18 protein-coding genes are annotated in these 21,812 nt (G+C 50.7%); 15 read left to right on the top strand and 3 right to left on the bottom strand.

Annotated features, from left to right (window positions below; genetic code table 11):
* The first annotated feature begins 55 nt into the window (after nucleotides 1-55).
* The 4 genes from tuf to yihA all read left to right on the top strand — a co-directional run bounded on the left by tuf (nucleotide 56) and on the right by yihA (nucleotide 4,751).
* Nucleotides 56-1,246, top strand: coding sequence for an elongation factor Tu (tuf, locus tag ACLUXO_RS00090; protein WP_300616111.1), 1,191 nt, complete (start codon nucleotides 56-58; stop codon nucleotides 1,244-1,246).
* A gap of 182 nt (nucleotides 1,247-1,428) precedes the next feature.
* A complete protein-coding gene (tig, locus tag ACLUXO_RS00085; protein WP_412135832.1) occupies nucleotides 1,429-2,754 on the top strand; it encodes a trigger factor in 1,326 nt (441 codons plus the stop codon).
* Between the two features lie 151 nt (nucleotides 2,755-2,905).
* On the top strand, nucleotides 2,906-4,159 hold the full coding sequence (gene clpX / locus ACLUXO_RS00080) for an ATP-dependent Clp protease ATP-binding subunit ClpX (protein WP_003612593.1): 1,254 nt from the start codon (nucleotides 2,906-2,908) through the stop codon (nucleotides 4,157-4,159).
* Nucleotides 4,149-4,751 carry a ribosome biogenesis GTP-binding protein YihA/YsxC gene (yihA, locus tag ACLUXO_RS00075; protein WP_412135831.1) on the top strand — a complete coding sequence of 201 codons (603 nt, stop codon included), beginning with the start codon at nucleotides 4,149-4,151 and terminating at the stop codon, nucleotides 4,749-4,751. Before clpX ends, yihA begins: the two co-directional genes overlap by 11 nt.
* Before the next feature lie 48 nt (nucleotides 4,752-4,799).
* Here yihA and ACLUXO_RS00070 read toward each other — a convergent pair whose 3' ends face one another.
* Together ACLUXO_RS00070 and ACLUXO_RS00065 are read right to left on the bottom strand one after the other, a co-directional pair.
* Entirely contained in the window at nucleotides 4,800-6,407 is a 1,608-nt protein-coding gene (locus tag ACLUXO_RS00070; RefSeq protein WP_412135830.1) for an Mbeg1-like protein, read from the bottom strand.
* Between the two features lie 133 nt (nucleotides 6,408-6,540).
* Nucleotides 6,541-6,681: an SPJ_0845 family protein gene (locus ACLUXO_RS00065; protein WP_412135829.1), complete on the bottom strand. Its 141-nt coding sequence runs from the start codon at nucleotides 6,679-6,681 to the stop codon at nucleotides 6,541-6,543.
* A gap of 140 nt (nucleotides 6,682-6,821) precedes the next feature.
* Between ACLUXO_RS00065 and ACLUXO_RS00060 the strand changes: the two genes are divergently transcribed.
* Both ACLUXO_RS00060 and ACLUXO_RS00055 read left to right on the top strand, forming a co-directional pair.
* Nucleotides 6,822-7,484: a nitroreductase gene (locus tag ACLUXO_RS00060; protein WP_412135828.1), complete on the top strand. Its 663-nt coding sequence runs from the start codon at nucleotides 6,822-6,824 to the stop codon at nucleotides 7,482-7,484.
* Nucleotides 7,485-7,757: 273 nt separating this feature from the next.
* Complete coding sequence (locus ACLUXO_RS00055) at nucleotides 7,758-9,407, top strand: peptide ABC transporter substrate-binding protein (RefSeq protein WP_412135827.1); 1,650 nt, start codon at nucleotides 7,758-7,760, stop codon at nucleotides 9,405-9,407.
* A gap of 58 nt (nucleotides 9,408-9,465) precedes the next feature.
* On the opposite strand, the gene ACLUXO_RS00050 is transcribed toward ACLUXO_RS00055, so the two are convergent.
* Complete coding sequence (locus ACLUXO_RS00050) at nucleotides 9,466-9,843, bottom strand: hypothetical protein (protein WP_412135826.1); 378 nt, start codon at nucleotides 9,841-9,843, stop codon at nucleotides 9,466-9,468.
* Between the two features lie 242 nt (nucleotides 9,844-10,085).
* On the opposite strand from ACLUXO_RS00050, the gene ACLUXO_RS00045 reads away from it, so the two are divergent.
* The 9 genes from ACLUXO_RS00045 to ACLUXO_RS00005 all read left to right on the top strand — a co-directional run bounded on the left by ACLUXO_RS00045 (nucleotide 10,086) and on the right by ACLUXO_RS00005 (nucleotide 21,590).
* Entirely contained in the window at nucleotides 10,086-11,078 is a 993-nt protein-coding gene (locus tag ACLUXO_RS00045; protein ID WP_412135825.1) for a D-2-hydroxyacid dehydrogenase, read from the top strand.
* Nucleotides 11,079-11,230: 152 nt separating this feature from the next.
* Nucleotides 11,231-12,187, top strand: coding sequence for a thymidylate synthase (locus tag ACLUXO_RS00040; protein ID WP_412135824.1), 957 nt, complete (start codon nucleotides 11,231-11,233; stop codon nucleotides 12,185-12,187).
* Between the two features lie 13 nt (nucleotides 12,188-12,200).
* The gene (locus ACLUXO_RS00035) at nucleotides 12,201-12,689 is read left to right on the top strand and encodes a dihydrofolate reductase (RefSeq protein WP_412135823.1); all 489 of its coding nucleotides are present in this window, start codon (nucleotides 12,201-12,203) and stop codon (nucleotides 12,687-12,689) included.
* 33 nt (nucleotides 12,690-12,722) lie between these two features.
* Complete coding sequence (locus ACLUXO_RS00030; protein ID WP_412135822.1) at nucleotides 12,723-15,131, top strand: HAD-IC family P-type ATPase; 2,409 nt, start codon at nucleotides 12,723-12,725, stop codon at nucleotides 15,129-15,131.
* Nucleotides 15,132-15,529: 398 nt separating this feature from the next.
* Complete coding sequence (locus ACLUXO_RS00025; protein WP_412135821.1) at nucleotides 15,530-16,390, top strand: MetQ/NlpA family ABC transporter substrate-binding protein; 861 nt, start codon at nucleotides 15,530-15,532, stop codon at nucleotides 16,388-16,390.
* Nucleotides 16,391-16,426: 36 nt separating this feature from the next.
* Nucleotides 16,427-17,482: a methionine ABC transporter ATP-binding protein gene (locus ACLUXO_RS00020; protein ID WP_412135820.1), complete on the top strand. Its 1,056-nt coding sequence runs from the start codon at nucleotides 16,427-16,429 to the stop codon at nucleotides 17,480-17,482.
* On the top strand, nucleotides 17,479-18,192 hold the full coding sequence (locus tag ACLUXO_RS00015) for a methionine ABC transporter permease (RefSeq protein ID WP_003613663.1): 714 nt from the start codon (nucleotides 17,479-17,481) through the stop codon (nucleotides 18,190-18,192). The genes ACLUXO_RS00020 and ACLUXO_RS00015 overlap by 4 nt, the downstream gene beginning before the upstream one ends.
* Nucleotides 18,193-18,362: 170 nt before the next feature.
* On the top strand, nucleotides 18,363-19,760 hold the full coding sequence (locus ACLUXO_RS00010; protein ID WP_412135819.1) for a flavocytochrome c: 1,398 nt from the start codon (nucleotides 18,363-18,365) through the stop codon (nucleotides 19,758-19,760).
* Between the two features lie 180 nt (nucleotides 19,761-19,940).
* Entirely contained in the window at nucleotides 19,941-21,590 is a 1,650-nt protein-coding gene (locus ACLUXO_RS00005; protein ID WP_412135818.1) for a phosphoenolpyruvate carboxykinase (ATP), read from the top strand.
* Nucleotides 21,591-21,812 lie beyond the last annotated feature (222 nt).

Below are 21,812 nucleotides of genomic sequence, written 5' to 3'. Positions count from 1 at the left end.
ATCCGTTAGTTTTGTCTCAACGGACTTCTTGTAAAATTTCAGGAGGGTCATTTTAATGGCAGAAAAAGAACATTACGTTAGAACTAAGCCACACGTTAACATTGGTACTATTGGCCACGTTGACCACGGTAAGACTACTTTGACCGCAGCTATCACTACTGTGTTGGCTAAGAAGGGTTTGGCACAAGCTGAAGATTACTCACAAATCGACGCAGCTCCAGAAGAAAAGGAACGTGGTATCACTATCAACACTGCCCACGTTGAATACGAAACTGAAAAGCGCCACTACGCCCACATGGACGCCCCAGGCCACGCCGACTACATCAAGAACATGATCACTGGTGCCGCTCAAATGGACGGTGCTATCTTGGTTGTTGCCGCAACTGACGGTCCTATGCCACAAACTCGTGAACACATCTTGTTGGCTCGTCAGGTTGGTGTTAACTACATCGTAGTCTTCTTGAACAAGTGCGACTTGGTTGACGACCCAGAATTGATCGACTTGGTTGAAATGGAAGTAAGAGACTTGCTTTCAGAATACGGTTACCCAGGTGACGATGTTCCTGTAGTTCGTGGTTCAGCTTTGAAGGCTCTTGAAGGCGACGAAGAAGCTCAAAAGAAGATCGAAGAACTGATGGACGTTGTTGACGAATACATCCCAACTCCAGAACGTGAAACTGACAAGCCATTCTTGATGCCAGTTGAAGACGTCTTCACTATCACTGGTCGTGGTACTGTTGCTTCAGGCCGTATCGACCGTGGTACTGTTAAGGTTGGCGACAGCGTTGAAATCGTTGGTTTGGTAGAAAAGGTCTTGACTTCAGTTGTAACTGGTTTGGAAATGTTCCACAAGACTCTTGACTTGGGTGAAGCCGGCGACAACGTTGGTGTATTGCTCCGTGGTATCGACCGTGACCAAATCGTTCGTGGTCAAGTTTTGGCAGCTCCAGGCTCAATCAAGACCCACGAAACTTTCAAGGGTCAAGTCTACATCTTGAGCAAGGACGAAGGTGGCCGTCACACTCCATTCTTCTCAGACTACCGTCCACAATTCTACTTCCACACCACTGACATCACTGGTGAAATTGAATTGCCAGAAGGTACTGAAATGGTTATGCCTGGTGACAACACTGAATTCTCAGTTACTTTGATCAAGCCAGCCGCTATCGAAGTTGGTACTAAGTTCACTATCCGTGAAGGTGGTAGAACTGTTGGTGCCGGCCAAGTTACTGAAATTGACGACTAATTTTTAGTTTTTGAATTTTAGTTCTAACAGTGTAAAAAGGTGTTCTTCTCAGAAGAACGCCTTTTTTTATCCAAAAAAGCCCTATTTTGTAGTACTTTGATTGTTTTTTGACCGTCTTTAAGGTAAGATATTTAAGTATGCAAAGTAGCAAACTCAAAATAGACATTGGAGGTATTTGATTAATGTCTGCTAACTGGAAAACTACCGGTAAGACTACTGGTGAACTTTCTTTTGAAATTTCTCAAGATGAAATCAAGAAGAGCCTGGACAAGGCTTTTGACCGCGTAAAGAAGAGCTTGCGTGTACCTGGCTTCCGTAAGGGTCACGTTTCCCGTGTAATCTTCAACCAATACTACGGTGAAGAAGCTCTTTACGAAGACGCTTTGAACTTTGCTTTGCCAGAAGCCTACAGCGCTGCTGTCAAGGAAACTGGCATCAAGGCAGTTGGCCAACCTCAAATCGTTCCTGTATCAATGGACAAGAACAAGGCCTGGGAAATGAAGGCAATCGTAACGGTTGAACCAGAAGTTGAACTTGGCCAATACACTGAAATTGAAGTACCAAAGCAAAACACCCGCGTTTACCAAAAGGACATCGACGCTGAATTGACTAAGCGTCAAGAACAAAACGCTGAAATGGTTTTGAAGAACGACAAGGCTGAAAACGGCGACACTGTAACCATCGACTACGTTGGTACTGTTGACGGCGTTGAATTTGACGGCGGCTCAGCACAAAACTACTCCCTGGAACTGGGCTCAAACACCTTCATTCCTGGCTTTGAAGACCAACTGGTTGGTCACGGCGCCGGCGAAGAAGTTGACGTTGTCGTAACCTTCCCAGAAGACTACGGCGCAAAGGACCTGGCTGGCAAGGAAGCTCACTTCGCAACTAAGATCCACGAAGTTAAGGCAAAGCAATTGCCAGAACTTGACGACGAATTTGCCAAGGATGTTGACGACTCAGTTGAAACCCTTGACGAATTGAAGGAAAAGATCAAGGCTGAACTGAAGTCCGAAAAGGAAGAAGCAGCCAAGGCAGCTATCCAAGAAGCAGCGATCACTACTGCAGTCAAGAACGCTACTGTGGAAGAAATTCCTGACGTGATGATCCAAGAAGACGTTGACAACCAACTCAACCAATACTTGGGCGACATGCAACGTCAAGGGATTGACCCGCAAACTTACTTCAAGTTGACTAACACGACTGAAGACCAACTGCGCAGCCAATTGTCAGCAAACGCTGCTGAACGCGTTAAGACTAATCTTGTTTTGGAAGCAATCGTTGCCAAGGAAGGCTTCGAAGCAAGCAAGGAAGAAATCGACGCTGAAATCAAGGACCTGGCTGACAACTACAACATGAGCGAAAAGGCAGTTCGCAACGCTTTGAGCGACGAAATGCTGGCTCACGACATCAACGTCCGCAAGGCAATGGACTTGATCACTGACAGCGCTAAGCAAGTAGCTAAGGCTAAGCTTGAAGAAGGCAGCGAAGACGAAGAAGACAAGTAATCGCCTGTCTATAGACTGAATCCCCCAGAAGTGGCAACTGCCCCTTTTGGGGTTTTCTTTTGCCAAGGCTGATGAAAAATACAAGGCTAATTTCGCGCAAGTTGCCCGTATTTATGCTAATCTAGTCTTTAGCAAATAGAGGAGGGAATACATGGCTACTAAGTTTACAGATCCAGAAGAAGTGAAATGCTCATTCTGCGGCAAGTCTGCCAGCCAAGTAAAGAAAATGATTGCCGGTAACGGCGTATACATCTGCAACGAGGACATTGAACTCGCCAAGCGGATCATTGATGATGAGCTGCGTCTGGATTCACTGAAGGAAGCGCGCGAGCTTCCCAAGCCAATGCAAATTAAAGAAGAACTGGACCAGTATGTGATTGGTCAGGACCGGGCCAAGCGGGTTCTGTCCGTAGCGGTTTACAATCACTACAAGCGGATCAGTCAAATGGATGTTGATTCTTCAACCGAATTACAGAAGTCAAACATTGCCTTGATCGGGCCAACCGGGTCCGGCAAGACCTACCTGGCTCAGACTTTGGCCAGGATTTTGAATGTGCCGTTCGCGATCGCGGACGCGACTACTTTGACTGAAGCCGGTTATGTCGGTGAAGACGTCGAGAATATCCTGCTTAAGCTGCTCCAGAATGCCGATTACGACCTGGAGAGAGCCCAGCGGGGGATCATTTACATCGACGAAATTGACAAGATCTCCAAGAAGTCAGAAAATGTGTCGATTACCCGGGACGTGTCCGGTGAAGGGGTCCAGCAGGCCCTTTTGAAGATCCTGGAAGGGACCATTGCTTCTATTCCGCCGCAGGGCGGCCGCAAGCACCCGCAGCAGGAAATGATCCGGATGGACACCACCAACATCCTCTTCATTGTCGGCGGGGCTTTTGACGGTATCGAAGAAATCGTTAAGAACCGGCTGGGCAAGAAGACCATCGGTTTTGGGGCAGAACAAGAATCTGGCAAGGTTGATGATGACAACTGGAACCGTTTCTTGACGACCGGGGACTTGGTCAAGTTTGGCTTGATCCCTGAATTCATTGGCCGGATTCCGATTATCACTACCTTGGACCGGCTGGACAGCGCTGATTTGGTCCGGATCCTGACTGAACCAAAGAATGCCTTGATTAAGCAATACCAGAAGCTGCTTTCCCTTGACGGGGTTGACCTGGAATTTGAACCTGCCGCCGTCAAGCAGATTGCTGACCTGGCTATTGAACGGAAGATGGGGGCCAGAGGTCTTAGAACCATCATTGAAAATGCCATGATGGACATCATGTACCGGACGCCGAGCGAAAGCGACATCAGCAAGGTCATTATCACGCCGGAAACAATTACCGGGATGGGCGAACCGAAGGTGGTCCGCCGCGAACTGGAAGAGGTTGCCGATGATCATTAACCAATCAGAATTTGCCGTCAGCGCGGTTAAAGCCAGCCAGTACCCCGAAGGCGGCCTGGATGAAATCGCCCTGGCTGGCCGGTCAAACGTGGGCAAGTCCAGCTTGATCAACACCCTTTTGCAAAGAAAGAACCTGGCCCGGACCTCCTCGTCGCCGGGCAAGACCCAGACCTTGAACTTCTACCGGGTGGACAGCGACCAAGCTGACTTTTACCTGGTCGATGTGCCGGGCTACGGCTATGCCAAGGTCTCCAAGAAGCAGAGGGAAGAGTTCGGGGAAATGATCCAGGATTACCTGGAAACCCGGGCCTACCTCAAGGGCTTGATCCTGCTGATCGATGGCCGCCACGAACCGACCGCCGACGACATTGCCATGTATGACTATGCCCAGTATCTCAACCTGCCGATTTTAGTAGTGGCCACGAAGATGGATAAGATCAAGAAGAATGCTTTTAACAAGACTGAAGCAGCCTTCAGAAAGCACTTGAACTTGAATAAGGACAATGTGACTTTCCTGCCATTTTCATCAGTGACTAAGCTGAACGTTGACCAGGTCAAGGACTGGATCCAAGCCAGATTGGACGAAGAATAGCAGACAAAACAAAAATGCTCAAAGGATTTTCCTTTGGGCATTTTGCGTTTACCGGTGCTTTTTCGGCATTTGCGGCCGGTGGTTGAAGAGCTCAGCCACCAGCTTGAAGGCTCCGTAGATGATCAAGAGGATCCCGATTTCGATGATCGACTGGTGGTTGAAGTATTCTGGGTTGATGATTACGATGATCCCCAGGGCAAAAGAAATGATGGCTTCCGCCCCGGTGATGATTATGCGGAAGACCCCGGTCTGCCGCCTTAAGATAATCTTGCGGCTGCGGCCATAGGCGTAAAAGAGCAGGAAGGCCCCCAGGAAGTAGTGAGCCAAAAAGACCAGGAGCTGGTTGCTCGATAAAAGGGCTATAGAGACCGCGAACAAGACCAGGTAGGTAATTAGGAAGAAGCGTTTCTGCTGCGGCTTAAAGGCCGAAACTGAGACCGTGAGGATATGGTTGACGCTGAAAATGATCCCCCCGACAGCAGCTAGCACCCCGAAGGCCTTGAAGGCATAGTTAGGTGCTGTCAGACTGATGATGCCGAGCAGGACCAGGAGCCAGCCGGCCATGGTGTCCCGGCTGAACAAGGCTGCTCCGATCTGCTGGTTCTTGATCAACTGCCAGATCGAGGAAAAGAGGTTGCCCAAAATGAATTTGGTCCGCCTTGAGGAGTTAGTCACCGACAAAAGGATGGCCCCGAAGCCCCCGAAGCCGTTCTTGGCCAGCTGGTTGATCTTGCTCGATCCGCTGGCCGCCAGGGCATCAAAGAGGTCCTGGGTTAGGGCTTCCCGCTCTTCCAGGCTGGCTGACCCGATCCATTGGTTGATCAGCTGGTTGTAGACCCGGGACTCAGGATTGGGCCGCTTGCGGGTCACGAAATGGCTGCCTTTGATCTGCCAGGAATAGGTATCGTGCTGGGCGATATTGCCATTGGTTGAGTAGACGATGACCGGGTCGACCTCTCTTGGTTCAAAGAGGCGGCCGATAATCGAAAAGTCGGGTACGTAGCGGCGGAGGACCCTTTGCAAGAAGTCCTCGTTGTAGTCGACTCCGGCTTCGCTGGCCAGGCCGGGGCTGTCAAAGGTATAGACGGCCTTGATCCGGGCCCGGTAGTCTTCTGGGAGATTCAAGGCGGCGTATTCAGCCAGGTTGCCCCCCTTAGAGTGGCCGCCCAGGATGTAGTCAGCTGAGTCGCCGGCCAGGAGGTCCTTGAGGTAACGGGCACCTAAGATCTGGGCCTTGGTTTCTTTAAAAGAAATCTCAAAGTCTTCCCGCCAGCCAACCAGGGTGTCGTCGGTCCCTCTAAAGGCCACATAGTGGGTGCCGTCTTCAAGGACAATTTTCAAGGCGCTGAACTGGCACTGGTCAGTCAAAACGGTGTTGAAGTGGGACAAGCGGGCATCCTTAAAGCGGTCGGCTTCGCTCATCAAGTGGAAGAGCTCCTGGTACTGGCTGGCGTCCAGGCCGGTGAAGGAAGAGGCGAAGTATTTCTCGGCGATTTCGCTCACTGTCACTTCTTTGTTGCCGGAAGGGATGTACTTTTCCAGGTTAAGATAAGAAAAAATTGCTAAGACTAAAGCGTCGATTTCGTTGAAAGGAGACTTTTCCAAGGGAATGTCGCCGCGCCATTCCAGGTAGGTCAGCAAATTGCTGTTGTCCAAGATGCTCACATCCTTAAAGAAAATAATTGCAAATGCTTACAAGTTAATTTTAGCCTAAATAGGGCAGGGATGGGCAGATTTACCGGAAAATTTAGCGACTTTTATAAAATATAAAAAGCCGCCAACAAGCGGCTTACTTTGCCTCTTTGCCGGCAGCTTTGTCGTCTTTCTTTTCCTTGCCCTTGCCGGAAGCGGCTTTCTTCGGGTCGGGAACGCTGGCGAATTTGTCGAAGAGCTTGTCTAAGTCGTCTTGTCTTTTAAAGGTTAAACCCATTTGTCCATATCCTGCTTTCCATTGAAATAAAAGTTCTGCTTTTGAGTCAATTATAACGATATTTTTGCTATTCAGTCAATTTTGAACTATACTTACAAAAAACAAGGACAAAAATGATCAATATTTAAGAGAGGTGTAAAATGACTGACGCGATTGATGCAATTGAAAAGCGCCACAGCACGCGCTATTTTGACCAAGGCAAGGAGCCCAGCCGGGCAGACCTGGAAGAAGTAATCCGCTTGGCCGGCCTCGCTCCGTCTTGGGTAGATTCCCAGCCCTGGCGGGTTTATCTGGCTATGGGGGAAACAGCCAAAAAGATCCATGCCCGCCACCTGGCTTTGGCTGAAGCAGGGACGGCGGCATCCCCAGACTGGGAGACCTGGCACCGGGAGGACTGGGATCCTTATCCAAGAGAAAACATGGCCCGGCACAATCAGGCCAGCCAGGAATATCTGAACACGCCGGAATTGCTGGACCTCAGGACTAATATTTTGCAGAAAAATCTCTACTATGCCCCGGCGCTTGCCTATTTAACTATTCCCAAGCAGTCCAACCTCTGGTCAGTCTATGACCTGGGAGCCTTTGCCCAGACTCTGGCGCTTGCCGCCAAGGCAAAGGGGATTGACAGCATGCCGGCCTATGAATTGGTCAAGTACCCAGCCAGTGTCCGGGAAATTATGGGGATTCCAGAAGACCAGACCCTGGCTATGGGAATCGGCCTGGGTTATGGCAAAGATGAGTACGTCAACGGCTACCAGGCTCCCCGCCGGGATCTGCCTGACTTCTTGACAATTAAGGATTAGGAAAAATCTTATAAAAAATCGTTGACTTTTAGTAAGTGAGTCTGTAAGATTGAATTAAATCAAATTGAGAAAGGAGCTAAATCATGTTTGCAATGCAAGAAAACCAAACTATGTGCGTTTGTTGTATGTCACTTATGTCATACGACTGTTTTGTGTTGCCTAAACTGGATTTAGCTCAGACCAAGTGATTTGCCAAGTAATTGTTAGCTTAGTGGCAAATGAAGCAGCTGTTTCCTTTAGGGAGCAGCTGCTTTTTTGTTTCAGGAGGAAAAAATGCAAAAGATCAAGAAATTCACCCTTGCCGCCGTCAGCGTCAGTGCCGCCTTCCTGCTGGCCGCTTGCGGCAGTCAGCAGAGCTCAAGCTCAGCAAGTAAGGACAAGCAGGTTTTAAAGCTTAGCGCGACCGCTCCGCTGGATACGATCGACATCAGCAAGGCGACCGGCTACGGGCAGACGGGGAACGTTTTTGAAAGCTTCTACCGTTTGGGCAAGAACGGGCAGCCAGCCGCCGGCTTAGCCAAGTCCGGCACTGTATCCAAGGATGGCAAGACCTGGACCTTCAAGCTGCGGTCTAATGCCAAGTGGTCCAACGGGGAAAAGATTATCGCCCAGGACTTCGTCTACTCCTGGCGGCGGACGATCAACCCCAAGACTGCTTCGCCTTACGCCTATCTTTTCTCCGGCATCAAGAACGCCGATGAAATCATTGCCGGCAAGAAGGATCCGTCCAGCCTGGGCATCAAGGCTTTGAACCAGGAAACCGTGCAAGTTAAGCTCAACCGGCCGATTGCCTACTTCAAAGTTTTGATGGCTTACCCGCTCTTTGGGCCGCAAAACGAAGCCTTTATCAAGAAGACGGGCAAGAAGTACGCGACCAGCTCCAAGTACATGCTTTACTCCGGCCCATTTAAGATCACCGGCTGGAAGGGGACCAATGATACTTGGTCTTTTGTCAAAAACAACCAATACTGGGACAAGCAGGCAGTCAAGTTGAGCAAGATCAGCTACCAGGTCGTTAAGACCACGAACACCGGCTACCAGCTCTACCAGCAGGGCAAGCTGGACCTCACTCCGTTATCCAGTGAACAGGTTAAGCAGCTGAAGAAGAACAAGGACTTCAAGACCTACCCATATTCCTACGTTGCCTTCTTGGCCTACAACTTCCAGGCCAAGGACGCGACAGTTAAGAAGGCTTTGAACAACAAGAATATCCGCCTGGCCCTGTCTCTGTCACTGGACCGGAAGATTCTGACCAGCAAGGTCTTCGGTGACGGGTCAAGCGTGCCAACTGGCTTCGTGGCTTCCGGCCTGGCCTATGACCCGGCTAACAAGGAAGACTTTGCCAAGGAGCAAAAGGTGGCGAATACCGTTGACTATAATGAAAAGCTGGCTGAAAAGTACTGGAAGACCGGCTTGAAGGAACTGGGCTTAAAGAACCTGAACCTGACCTTGCTGGCTTCAAACGAGAGCACCAACGCCGACGCTCTGACCCAGTACCTGCAGTCCCAATGGACTAAGGTTTTGTCCGGCATCAACGTGAAGGTTAACTCCATTCCAAGCAAGAACGCCTACACCAAGGCTTCAAGCGGGGACTTCGACATCTACGTCTCCGGCTGGGGCGGGGACTTCAGCGACCCGATGACCTTCATGCAGATCTTGCAAAAGGGGACTTCCTACAACTACGGTAAGTGGAACAATGCGGAATACAACAGCTTGATCAATAAGGCTTTGACGACTGATGCCAACGACGTTAACAAGCGCTGGCAGGACCTGGTTAAGGCAGCCCAAGTGGCCAACGCCGATCAGGCAGTCAGCCCGATCTACCAGCAGACGACCGCCTACCTGCAAAATAGCAAGGTCAAGGGGATCATCCACAACAATGCTGGTACCCAGTGGAGCTACAAGTACGCCTACATTAAGTAGCTGGTAGTTAGCAAATTAAGATATGCAAACAAAAACGAGACCGCTTGGTCTCGTTTTTTTAATGCCGGCTGGCCCGGTGGCTGGAGCTGGCCTTGATTTTGTGGGGATGCCGCTTGAATTTGACCTGGCCGCCCTCTGGCAGGAAGCGGAAGTGGCGCATTTTGGCGTTAAAGGGCCGGCCAGAGAGGCGGATGGCGGTCCAGTCCTTCATCAATTTGATCATCCGGTCCAGTTCCTGGACTCTTTTAGCCTGGCCCTCTGCTTCAGCGGCCTGGTGGATGTCGCCTTCCAGGCGTTCGATTAGGTTCTGGTGGTAGGCAAGAAGTTCGGGAGTCAAGGGAGCCCGCCGGTACTGGTTGAAGAGCTTTTGGATCAGTTCCATGGCCTCCAGGCTGTCACGGGGCTGGATATAGCGGGAGTCATTATCTTCATTCATGGATTTTGTCCTTTCTATTGTTTCTGTTTCTATTTTTTATCAAGCTTTTTGCCTTTTTCTGGCTTTTTAGTTAAAAATTACAGGAGTGTTAAAAAAAGCGATATCTAAAAAATACTCTAGCTATCTTTTAATTTTTTTGTCATAATATATAAAAAGCACCAGGCTTTTAACCTAGGATACCAGAATCAGCATAAACGAGAAGATATTTGACAAAATTTGTCAGTTAATTGAGGAGAAAAAAGATGAAGGCATACTTGTTCGGCATTACGCCGGTGGAAGAAGCTTTTTTAAAAGAGTGGCAGGACCAGCACCCAGATGATGAAATTTCTTATACCCACAGCCCTTTGACGGCCGATAATTTAGAGCTGGCCAAGGGTTTTGATGCGGTTTCGACCCAGCAGGCGGAGCCCTTGACGGCGGCTGACCTTGAGACCTTGGCGGCTGGCGGCGTCAAGCACCTGGCCTTGCGGAAGGTGGGGGCGGACAATATTGACCTGGAAGCGGCAGCTAAATACGGAATTACCGTTGCTAATGTGCCGGCTTATTCACCGCGGGCAATCGCGGAAAACGGCTTGACCGGGGCCATGTACCTCTTGCGCAAGTGGGGCTACTACCACCGGAAGATGCGGCGGGGAGACTTCACCCGGCCAACGGAACTGATGAGTGATGAAATCTTCAATCAGACGGTCGGCATCGTCGGCCTGGGCCGGATCGGGGCAGCCGCGGCAGAAATGTACCATGCCCTGGGGGCCAGAGTTATCGGCTATGACCCGGTCTACAATGCTTCTTTAGAGCCCTTTTTGGACTTCGTCGATTTTAAGACCTTGATCAAGGAAAGCGACATCGTCCAGGTGCACATTCCGCTGACTCCGGAAAACAAGGGCATGTTCAGCGCCAATGAATTTGCCAAGATGAAAGACGACGCGATCCTGGTCAACCAGTCAAGAGGTGAACTGGTCGATACCGCGGCCTTGATCGTGGCCTTGAAGTACCATGAAATCGGCGGGGCCGCCCTGGACGTTTTGGAAGGGGAAGAAAAAATCTTCGGCCGCAAGTTTGAGGATGTGGGTTCCCTGCCGGACGAGTACACGGAGCTGATCAACCTGCCAAACGTGGTCATGTCCCCGCACTCAGCCTACTATACCAAGATGGCGGTCAAGAATATGTTCTTCCAGAGCATGACCGATATTGAGCGGACCCTGTCCGGGAAAAAGGCCTTTTTCAAGGTAAATTAATTAAAACAAGAAGAGAAATCAAAGCCCTGGCAGGGAAATTCTGCCGGGGCTTTTTCCATCTGTAAAGCTTTTTGTAAAGATTAACACCAGCTAAAAAATTCTGTTAGACTTAAAGTAAAGCGAAGTAAAAAGTTTTTGCAAAGGACAAGGAAATGGCAAATCAAGACCAAGCATATTTAGACTTACTGAATAAGATCATGACGGAAGGCAATGACAAAAATGACCGGACCGGGACGGGGACCAGAAGCCTCTTTGGGGCCCAGATGCGCTTTGACTTAAGCCAGGGCTTCCCGATCCTGACGACCAAGCGGGTGCCTTTCGGCCTGATCAAGAGTGAGCTTTTGTGGTTCTTGCGGGGGGACACCAACATCCGCTTCTTGCTTGAACATAAAAACCACATTTGGGACGAATGGGCCTTCAAGAACTGGGTGACCAGCCCGGAATACCAGGGCCCGGACATGACTGATTTTGGCCTCAGGAGTCAAAAGGACCCGGAGTTTAAGGCAGTCTATGACGAAGAAATGCAAAAGTTCTGCCAGCGGATTCTGGATGATGAAGCTTTTGCCCAAAAATACGGCAACCTGGGTGACGTCTATGGGGCCCAGTGGCGGCACTGGGGTAAGCGGGACGGCGGCTTTATCGACCAGATCGCGGACGTGATTGAGCAGATCAAGACCAATCCTGACTCCCGCCGCTTGATCGTAACGGCCTGGAACCCGGAAGACGTTCCTTCCAGCGCCCTGCCGCCGTGCCATGTCCTCTTCCAGTTTTACGTGGCTGACGGCAAGCTCAGCTTGCAGCTTTACCAGCGCTCAGGCGACATGTTCTTAGGCGTGCCCTTCAACATTGCCAGCTACTCTTTGCTCTTGTCCTTGATTGCCCGGGAGACCGGCCTGGAAGTGGGCGAGTTTGTGCACACTATTGGGGATGCCCACATTTACAAGAACCACTTTGCCCAAGTGGAAGAGCAGCTGAAGCGGACGCCGTTTGACGCGCCAACTTTGTGGCTGAATCCAGAGAAGAAAAAAGTAGCTGATTTTGAAATGGCTGATATTAAATTGGTCAACTACCAGCACGGGTCTACAATCAAGGCCCCGGTCGCCGTTTAGAAAGAGTGAAGAAATGCTTAGCTACGTTTGGGCAGAAGATGAAAAAGGCGCCATTGGCTACCAGGGCCGCCTGCCCTGGCACCTGCCAGCTGATTTAGCCCATTTTAAGGCAAAAACCATGGGCCACCCCATGCTGATGGGGAGAAAGACTTTTGCGTCCTTGCCGGGCCTGTTGCCTGGCCGGCAGCATGTCGTCCTTTCCAGCAGGAAATTAGACCTGCCAGCTGGGGTTTTGCAGCTGAAAAGCGAAGAAGAAGTTTCCGCCTGGCTGAAGGAGCAGGCGGGGGAAGTCTGCGTTATTGGCGGCTCCAGCCTCTTTGCCCTGCTGGCTGACCAGGTTGACAAGCTGGAAGTGACCCGAATCAAGGGAATTTTTCCCGCTGACACCTACATGCCAGACCTTGACTGGTCGGCTTTTGCCCTGGTAAAGAGTGAAGCCCACCAGGCAGACGGCAAGAATAAGTATGACTATGTCTTTGAGACTTACCTGCGTAAAAAATAGCAGGCAAGCAGTGAAAAGTGAGATGTGAGTGTTATGAAAACAAATTTGGAGACGGGCTTGACCGAGGAGGAGGTCGCGCAGAAAAGCGCGGCCGGCAAGGTCAACACCGCCATTGATGATGAGTTCAAGACCAACCGGCAGATCATCGTTGAAAACACCTTTACCTACTTCAACTTGATCTTCCTGGTTTTGACCATCCTGCTTTTGATTGCCGGGGATATCCGGGATCTGACCTTTTTGCCGGTGATCATTTTGAACACGATCGTGGGGATCGTCCAGGAAATCCGGGCAAAATCTGTTTTAAGCAAGCTGCAGGTCTTAAACCAGACCAAGCTTTTAGCCCTGAGAGGCGGAAAAAGGCGGCAGGTGCCAATCGACCAGTTGGTTGAAGGAGACCTGGTCCTCTTGAAAGCTGGTGACCAGATCCCGGCCGACGCCAAGGTGGTCGACGGCAGCGTCCGGGTAAATGAATCCCTTTTAACCGGGGAAAGCGATGAAATTGCCAAGGAAGTTGGCGACGAGCTCTTATCCGGTTCTTTCGTCGTTTCCGGCGAAGTCATGGCCCAGCTGGTCAAGGTAGGCAGCGAATCCTACATCGCCAAATTAACGGCGGAGGCCAAGGCTATGGGCGGGGGAGAAGAGTCAAAGATGATCCGGGCCATCAACCGCTTGATCAAGTGGGTTGGCATCATCATTATTCCAATGGGGCTAGCCCTTTTTGCCCAGGCCTACTTCCTCAACCACCGGTCTTTTGCTGAATCCATCAGTTCCATGGAAGCAGCTATTATCGGCATGATCCCGGAAGGGCTCTACCTGCTGACGACGGTTGCCCTGGCCCTGGCCGCCATGCGCCTGGCCCGCAACCAGGTTATGCTGCACGACATGAAGAGCGTGGAAACCCTGGCCCGGGTCAATGTCCTCTGCGTTGACAAGACAGGGACGATTACTGAGCCGAAGATGGCGGTGGAAAAAGTCGTCCCGGCCAAAAATTACCCGGGAAATGATTTGGAAGACCGGCTTGCCGCCTACGTTTCCAACATGCCTGTCGACAATATCACGGCTGAGGCCTTGAGCCAGAAGTTTGGCCAGGATCAGCCCCTGGTCAATGCCAAAAGGATTATTCCTTTTACCTCAGTCAACAAGTACAGCGGGGCGGTTTTTGCAGGCTACACCCTTTTGCTGGGGGCACCGGAAATGATCCTGCGCTCGCAGCTGAAAGCCTGCCAGGAAGAATTTGCCCGCTATCCGGAAGAAGGCTACCGGGTCCTGGCCTTTGCCAAGTATCCGGCAGAACTGGCAGATGAAAAAGAGAAATTAGCCCAGGAAGTTGAAGTCTTGGGCTACGTCCTTTTGTCCAATCCGATCCGGAAAGAGGCCAAGGAGACTTTTGCATACTTTGCCAAGCAAGGGGTGGAAATCAAGGTTATTTCCGGGGACAACCCGGTCACCGTTTCCCGGGTGGCCGGCCAGGCCGGGATTGCCGGGGCAGAGAAGTATATCGATGCCCAGACGATCAAGCCAGGCGAATATGAGCAGGCCATGGCTGAATACAATGTCTTTGGCCGGGTTAAGCCCGAGCAGAAGAAAGAATTCGTCCAGGCCCTGCAGAAGATCGGGAAGACCGTGGCCATGACCGGGGACGGGGTTAACGACATCCTGGCCATGAAGGAAGCTGATTGCAGCATTGCCATGGCTTCAGGCAATAGCGCGGCGGTTCAGGCTTCCCAGGTGGTCTTGCTGGACTCAAACTTTGCCAAAATGCCCCAGGTGGTCAATGAAGGCCGGCAGGTGGTCAACAATATTGAACGTTCAGCTGGCCTCTTTTTGGTCAAAAACATCTTCTCCTTGCTGATGGCGGTCTTTTCCTTGATCTTGACGATCAACTATCCGATCAAGCCGGCCCAGATCACCTTGATCTCCAGCTTTACGATCGGCCTGCCTTCCTTCCTTTTGGCCCTGGAAAAGAACCATTCCCGGATCCGGGGCAATTTCACGGTCAATATCCTGACTAAGTCGATTCCAGGCGGGATTACCGACTGGCTGGCCGTCAGCATCCTGGTCTTGACCAACAAGTTTACCAATATCGGGGACAATGAAGTTGCTACCGCGTCAACGGCTCTCCTGGTCCTGGTGGGCTTGATGGTCCTCTTCTGGATCTCCCGGCCACTTAACAAGTACAAGCTGGGCGTTTTGGCCCTGTCGGTGGTCTGCATCATCTTGTCAATTATCTTCATCCCTGACTTCTTCAAGCTGAGTCCTTTGTCAGGCCGGGCTGTCTTCACGGTTGTCGTCCTTTTCTTTGCCGGCATGACCCTCTTCAGAATCATGTCGCGGATCTGCGATGGAATCAAAGAAGTCAGCAACGTGCTGACGGAGAAGGGAAAAGATGCCAAGCTGCGGGACCTTTTAGCCGCTTATGGCAAGGACCGGGACGAGCTTTAACAGTTTTTTTAGAAAAAGGCTTGACTTGCTTAAAAAATAATGATAAATTTAGAGCATCAAGTTAAGAAAAGTTATCTCGAAAAGCAGAGTAGTCGGGTGACGATCCTTTACAGAGAGGCGGCAGATGGTGAAAGCCGCCAGGAGAGTTCCGGTGAACATGGGCTTGGAATGATATGCCGCGGTGATATTTAGCCGCTGCCGGGGTTGCTCTCGTTAAACAAGCAAGCTGTTTCTATTTGTCAGAGACAGCTGGTGAGATTTATTACGCAAGTAATGAATGAACTAAAGGTGGTATCACGAGCGCTCGTCCTTTATCAAGGGCAGGCGCTTTTTCTTTTCCGTTCAAATTTGACTGCCGCTTTTTCGGGATTGCTGCTGTGTTTCTGGAGGTATTAATCATGAGAAAAAAGAAACAAAGAAACATTATTATCGCTGCCGTGGCCGTTGTGGTCATTGCCGTTATCGCCTTCTTCTCCTTTGGCAAGAAGGGCAGCCAGCAAAGCGCCAAGACGGTGACGGTAACCGTCGGGACTGTCGGGGCAACCAAGGCTGAACGGGCCATCTGGAAGAGTGTAGCGGCCACGGCCAAGAAGAAGTATGGTATCATTGTCAAGACCAAGAACTTCTCTGACTACAACCAGCCAAACAGCGCCTTGAAGTCAGGGGACCTGGACCTTAACGCCTTCCAGCACTACAACTTCCTCAACAACTGGAACAAGGCCAACAAGAGCAACCTGGTTGCCATCGGCAAGACCTACATTGCGCCAATCCGCCTTTACTCACTGAAGTACAAGTCTTTGAAGTCCCTGCCTAAGGGGGCAACGATCGCCATTCCAAACGACGCGACCAACGAAGCCCGGGCGCTTCTGGTTCTGAAGAACGCCGGCCTGATCACCCTGAAGGGGACCAGCGCAACCAAGCTGTACTCAGTTGCTGACATCAAGAGCAACCCGAAGAACTTCAAGATCAAAGAAGTTGCGACTGAACAAGCTGCCAGAGTTCTGAAGTCAGTTGACGCTGCTGTTGTCAACAACGACTACGCTAACCCGGCAGGTCTGGGCGACAAGCAAACCATCTACGTTGAACCAATCAACAAGGACTCATACCAATGGATCAACATCATCGTTGCCCGCAAGAAGGACAAGAACAAGAAGGCTTACAAGGAAGTCGTTAAGGCTTACCAGACTGAAAAGACCAAGCAGCTGTACAAGAAGTACTACGGTAGCAAGCAAGTTGCGGCTTGGGATGCCAAGTTCTAAGATTTTTAACTTAACCTAGAAAGAAGCTTTGATCATATGAGCATTATTCAACTGGACCACGTCAGTGTGACTTTTAAGCGGAAAAAGGCTGCCGATGTGCAGGCCGTGCAGGATGTGACTTTGCACATCGAAAAAGGCGACATCTACGGGATCGTCGGCTTTTCAGGGGCCGGGAAATCAACCCTGGTCAGAACCATCAACCTTTTGCAAAAGCCAACGGCCGGAGACGTCGTGGTTGGGGGTGTCGACTTTGTCAAAGACGGTAAACAGGTGATCAGCGGCAAGGACTTGCAGGCCCGCCGCCGGAAGATCGGGATGATTTTCCAGCAGTTCAACCTGCTTAATGAAACGACCGTCATTGAAAATATCGCCTTTGCCCTCAAGCACTCAGACCTGTCTGACGATGAGCTGGAAGAAAAATGCCACAAGCTTCTGAAGCTGGTTGACCTGGAAGACAAGGCCAATGCCTACCCGGCCCAGCTCTCCGGCGGCCAGCAGCAGCGGGTGGCGATCGCCCGGGCCCTGGCTAACGATCCGGAAATCCTTTTGTCAGACGAAGCAACCAGTGCCCTGGACCCGCAGACGACCATCCAGATCCTGGACCTGTTGAAGAAACTGAACCGGGAACTGGGCTTGACCATCGTTTTGATCACCCACGAAATGGACGCGGTCAAGAAGATCGCCAATAAGGTGGCGGTCATGGAAAACGGCCGGGTTGTCGAAAACGGCAACTTGCGGGATGTCTTCCTGGCGCCAAAGGCTGAATTGACTCAGAAGTTTGTCGGCGGTTCTTTGGCTGTAGTTGACACCTTGAAGAGCCTCAACATTAGCCTGGCTGAAAACGAAGCCCTCTACCAGCTGGTTTACAGCTTGAACAATGTGGCCAAGTCAATCATCATCGAGCTTTACCGGGAGGTCGGCGTGGAAGCTTCGATGCTCTACGGCAATGTGGAAGTCCTGGCTGACGAACCGGTCGGGACCCTGTTAGTCACGGTCAAGGGGGATGCGGACAAGCAAAAGGCAACCTTGAAGTTCTTAAACGATGAGGGTGTCACGGTAACGGAATTAGACGAAAGAGGTAACCGCTTATGATTAATGGTTTGGTACACTGGATCGCGCAGAACTTCCCGAATATTTACAACTTGGGCTGGACCGGGGACACCGGCTGGGGCACCTCCATTCTGCAGATCATCTACATGACCTTCTGGCCGTCAATCTTCGGCGGGGTCCTGGGCCTCTTCTTCGGGGTCATCCTGGTTTTGACCGAGCCAGGCGGGATCTTGGAAAACAAGTTCTGGTTCAACTTCTGCGACAAGCTGATTTCCATTCTGCGGGCCATTCCTTTCATCATCCTTTTGGCCTTCATTTCACCTTTGACCCGCTTGATTGTCGGGACGGAAATCGGGGACACGGCTGCCTTGGTTCCGCTGACTTTAGGGATCTTCCCATTTTATGCCCGCCAGGTCCAGGTCGCTTTGGAAAGCTTGGATCCGGGCAAGGTTGAAGCAGCCCAGAGCTTGGGCGCAAGCAACTGGGACATTATTTTTGACGTCTACCTCAAGGAAACGCGGTCAGAAATCATCCGGGTGTCAACTGTTTCCATCATCAGTTTGATCGGCTTGACCGCCATGGCCGGGGCCGTTGGGGCTGGTGGTCTGGGTACAACCGCTATCCAGTACGGCTACCGCGACTTTGCCAACGACGTGACCTTCCTGGCCACTGTCCTGGTCGTCATCATGATCTTTATCGTGCAAGTGGTCGGCGACTTCCTGGCCAAGAAGCTGAACCACCAGCACCGGTAAGAAATTTTTGGAAAGAATCTTCTCTTTGCAGGAGATTCTTTTCTTTTTGTCTTTTTGAAAGTAAGAAAAAGAATTTACATTTTTAAAAAATAGCCTTTTCAATTTTAAAAAGTTAAAAAATGGTTTATAATGTGGAGGTAAGTAATAAATAATTGAGTAGAGGAACTATCATGGCAAAATACGAATTTAAGTCCAGTCCAATTGATTTAGTCAACCCAAGCTACGACTTAGTAGTTATCGGGGCCGGTGGTACCGGTTTGTCAGCTGCTTTGCAGGCACATGAACTCGGCGCCAGCGTGGCTGTTTTTGAAAAGAACGAAGTTTTGGGCGGGAACACCAGCAAGGCTTCATCAGGGATGAACGCGGCTGAATCCCTGGTTCAATTCAAGCACGGCATCATCGACAACAAGGCCGACTTCTACCAGGAAACCCTTAAGGGCGGCGGCAACTTGAACGATGAAGCAATGCTGAGCTACTTCGTTGATCACGCTGCTTTGGCAATCGACTGGCTGAAGCAATACGGCGTTGAGCTGGATGACTTGACGATTACCGGTGGGATGAGCAAGAAGCGGGCTCACCGGCCGGCATCTATGGCGCCAGTTGGCGGCTACCTGATCACTGGCCTGTTGAAGAGCATTGAAGCAGCCCGGATTCCAGTCTTCAACAAGACCAAGGTTGTTAAGCTTTTGCAAGACGAAAAGGGCAAGGTAACTGGCATCGACATCATTGGCCCAGACGGCCGCCGGCAAGTTAAGGCCAAGGCTGTTATCCTGGCAACTGGTGGTTTCGGCGCTTCTAAGGAAATCATCAAGAAGTACCGGCCAGACCTGGAAGGCTACAAGACGACCAACCAAGCCGGTGCTACTGGTGACGGTCTGATCCTGGGTGAAGAAGCCGGTGCAGAACTGGTGCAAATGGACTTCATCCAAGTTCACCCAACCGCGCAAACTGATGGTGAAAAGACCTTCTTGATCGGGGAAGCTGTCCGGGGCGAAGGCGCTATTTTGGTCAACAAGGCCGGCCAGCGTTTCATCAACGAACTGGACACCCGGAAGGTCGTTTCAGCAGCTATCACTGGCTTGAATGAAGACGGTGCCTACCTCATCTTTGACCAAGGCGTCCGCGACCACGTTAAGGCAGTTGAATTCTACGACCACATCGGCCTGGTAGAACATGGGGCTACTTTGGAAGAACTGGCTGGCAAGATCGGCGTTGACGCTGCTGGTCTTGAAGCAACTGTTGCCAGCTGGAACGAAGCAGTCAAGGACCAAGACGACCAAGCCTTTGGCCGGACTACCGGGATGGACCGCGACATTTCAGTTGCGCCATACTTTGCTATCCACATTCACCCAGCCATCCACTACACGATGGGTGGTCTGCACATCAACCCTGAAACCCAGGTTTTGGGCAAGGACGACAAGGTGATCGAAGGCCTCTACGCCGCTGGTGAAGTTTCCGGGGGCCTGCACGGTAACAACCGGATCGGCGGTAACTCAGTTGCTGAAACTGTAGTCTTTGGCCGGCAAGCTGGTATTCAAGCAAGTAAGTTCGTGCGCGGCGAAAACTAAGCTGAAAAAGAACAAGTTACAATAAAGAATACTATTTTCGACAGTAGCTCTCAGGCTGCTGTCTTTTTTTACCAAAAATTAGCAGATTAAAGTTCACTCCTTCACATACCTGTGCTATCATAAAGGAAAACGGTTGAAACCGCTTTATGATAATTGATTTGATGATGAAAGGAAGAGATCATGAGTACACGGGAACGCTATCAGCAGAGTGAACTGGTCAAGGCGAACAGCAAGTTCAGCCGGGTCCGGGCGACTATTGAATCAGCTTTTTACGGCAACAATGTCCATGAAGTCAAGAGTGTAGCGGAAGCATATGAACTGGCCAAGCGTCAGCCTGGCGTAATTGAGACTGACCTGCCGATCCTGCACACCAGTGATTTGGGTCTGCCAGTCGGGGCCAAGCAATTGGTTTACAACCACGGCAAGATTTTGGGCCGGACGGCATCAGCCCGGCACTTTGTCGATGATCCAGAGGAAGACGCAGCTGCTTTGACCAACTGTTTGTATGAAGACATTTATGCCGGCCATGAGCAGAAGTATTTGAAGACGACGGTCCTGGTTGGGCTGGACCCGTCCTTTAGCTTAAAGGCCCACTTGCTGCTGCCGGAGGACCAGGCCTTCAACCTGCTCAGCTACATGCTCAACTTCCGCTTTTTTGATGAAAAGGCGGCTGAGATGTACGAAAAATCCAAGCTTTATGATGAAGGGGACTTGTACTTCTACTTTGACCCGAACGTGAAGGATCCGGCTTATCCAAACGGACTGGCAATTTTTGACGCTCCGCACAACTGCGCCGCGGTGTTTGGCCTACGCTACTTTGGTGAGCTGAAGAAGGGAACCTTGACCTTGGCCTGGGCCCTGGCCCACCGGCACGGCTATGCTGCCTGCCACGGGGGCGAGCAAGCCTTCCACTTTGAAGACAAGGAAGACAAGGTATTTGCCTTTTACGGCTTGTCGGGCTCAGGTAAGTCAACCTTGACCCACGCTGACCATGACGGCAAGTATGATATTACTGTTTTGCACGACGACGCCTTTATTATTTCAAGAGAAGACGGCAGCTCGGTAGCCTTGGAGCCGGCCTACTTTGATAAGACTCACGACTATCCAGCCGGTCACCACGAGACCAAGTACTACACGACTGTGATGAACTGCGCGGTTACCCTGGATGAAGCAGGGCGGAAAGTTTTGGTTACGGAAGACCTCCGGAACAATAACGGCCGGGTGATCAAGAGCCGGTATACTTCAGCCAACCGGGTTGATGTGGAAGAAAATCCGATCACGGCCCTCTTCTGGATCATGAAGGACAACTCTTTGCCGCCGGTATTGAAGGTGACGGATCCGGTTTTGGCTACAACCCTGGGCTTAACTTTAGCCACCAAGCGGACGTCAGCTGAGAATCTGCCAAAGGGTTTTGACATGAATACTTTGGTCATCGAACCATTTGCGGATCCCTTCAGAGCTTACCCAGTTGGGGGCGACTATGGCGACTTCAAGGAGCTTTTTACCAAGCGGGGAGCGGAATGCTACGTTTTAAACACGGATGCCTTCTGCGGGAAAAACATTCCTAAGGAACTGACTTTAGAGATCATTGAAAAGCTGGTGGATGATACTGACCAGTGGCAGGCCTTTGGCGATTTTGCCGGAGTCAGCTACATGCCGCTGGCTGACTATCCGGTTGACCTGGACTCCGCTGAATACAAGCAGAATCTCAGAGCCCGGATGCAGGACCGGCTGGACTGGCTGAACACGTACAACGGTGAGCACCCAAAGACGCCGCTGCCAGAAGAAGCCAAAGAATGCTTAGAGAAAATTGTTAGTGAACTGAAGTAAGCATCTATCTATATTAGGCAAATAGCAGCCAATCTTTTAACAGACCTCAGGGTCTGTTTTTTATTTTGAAAAAGAAAATAGAAAAAGTTTTATCTTTTTTGCCAGCAGAAATAGAGATAATCCGAACTATCGTTTCTTTGAAAAATAATTCCTGCGGAAAGAAAAAACAAAAGAAAGAGTAAGCAAGTTTGCTTTTATTACAACGGGTCCTGGTGCACCAGG

This window comes from Lactobacillus delbrueckii subsp. bulgaricus, assembly GCF_046938665.1.
GTDB lineage: Bacteria > Bacillota > Bacilli > Lactobacillales > Lactobacillaceae > Lactobacillus > Lactobacillus delbrueckii_C.
This window is presented reverse-complemented; position numbering and strand designations above follow the sequence as displayed.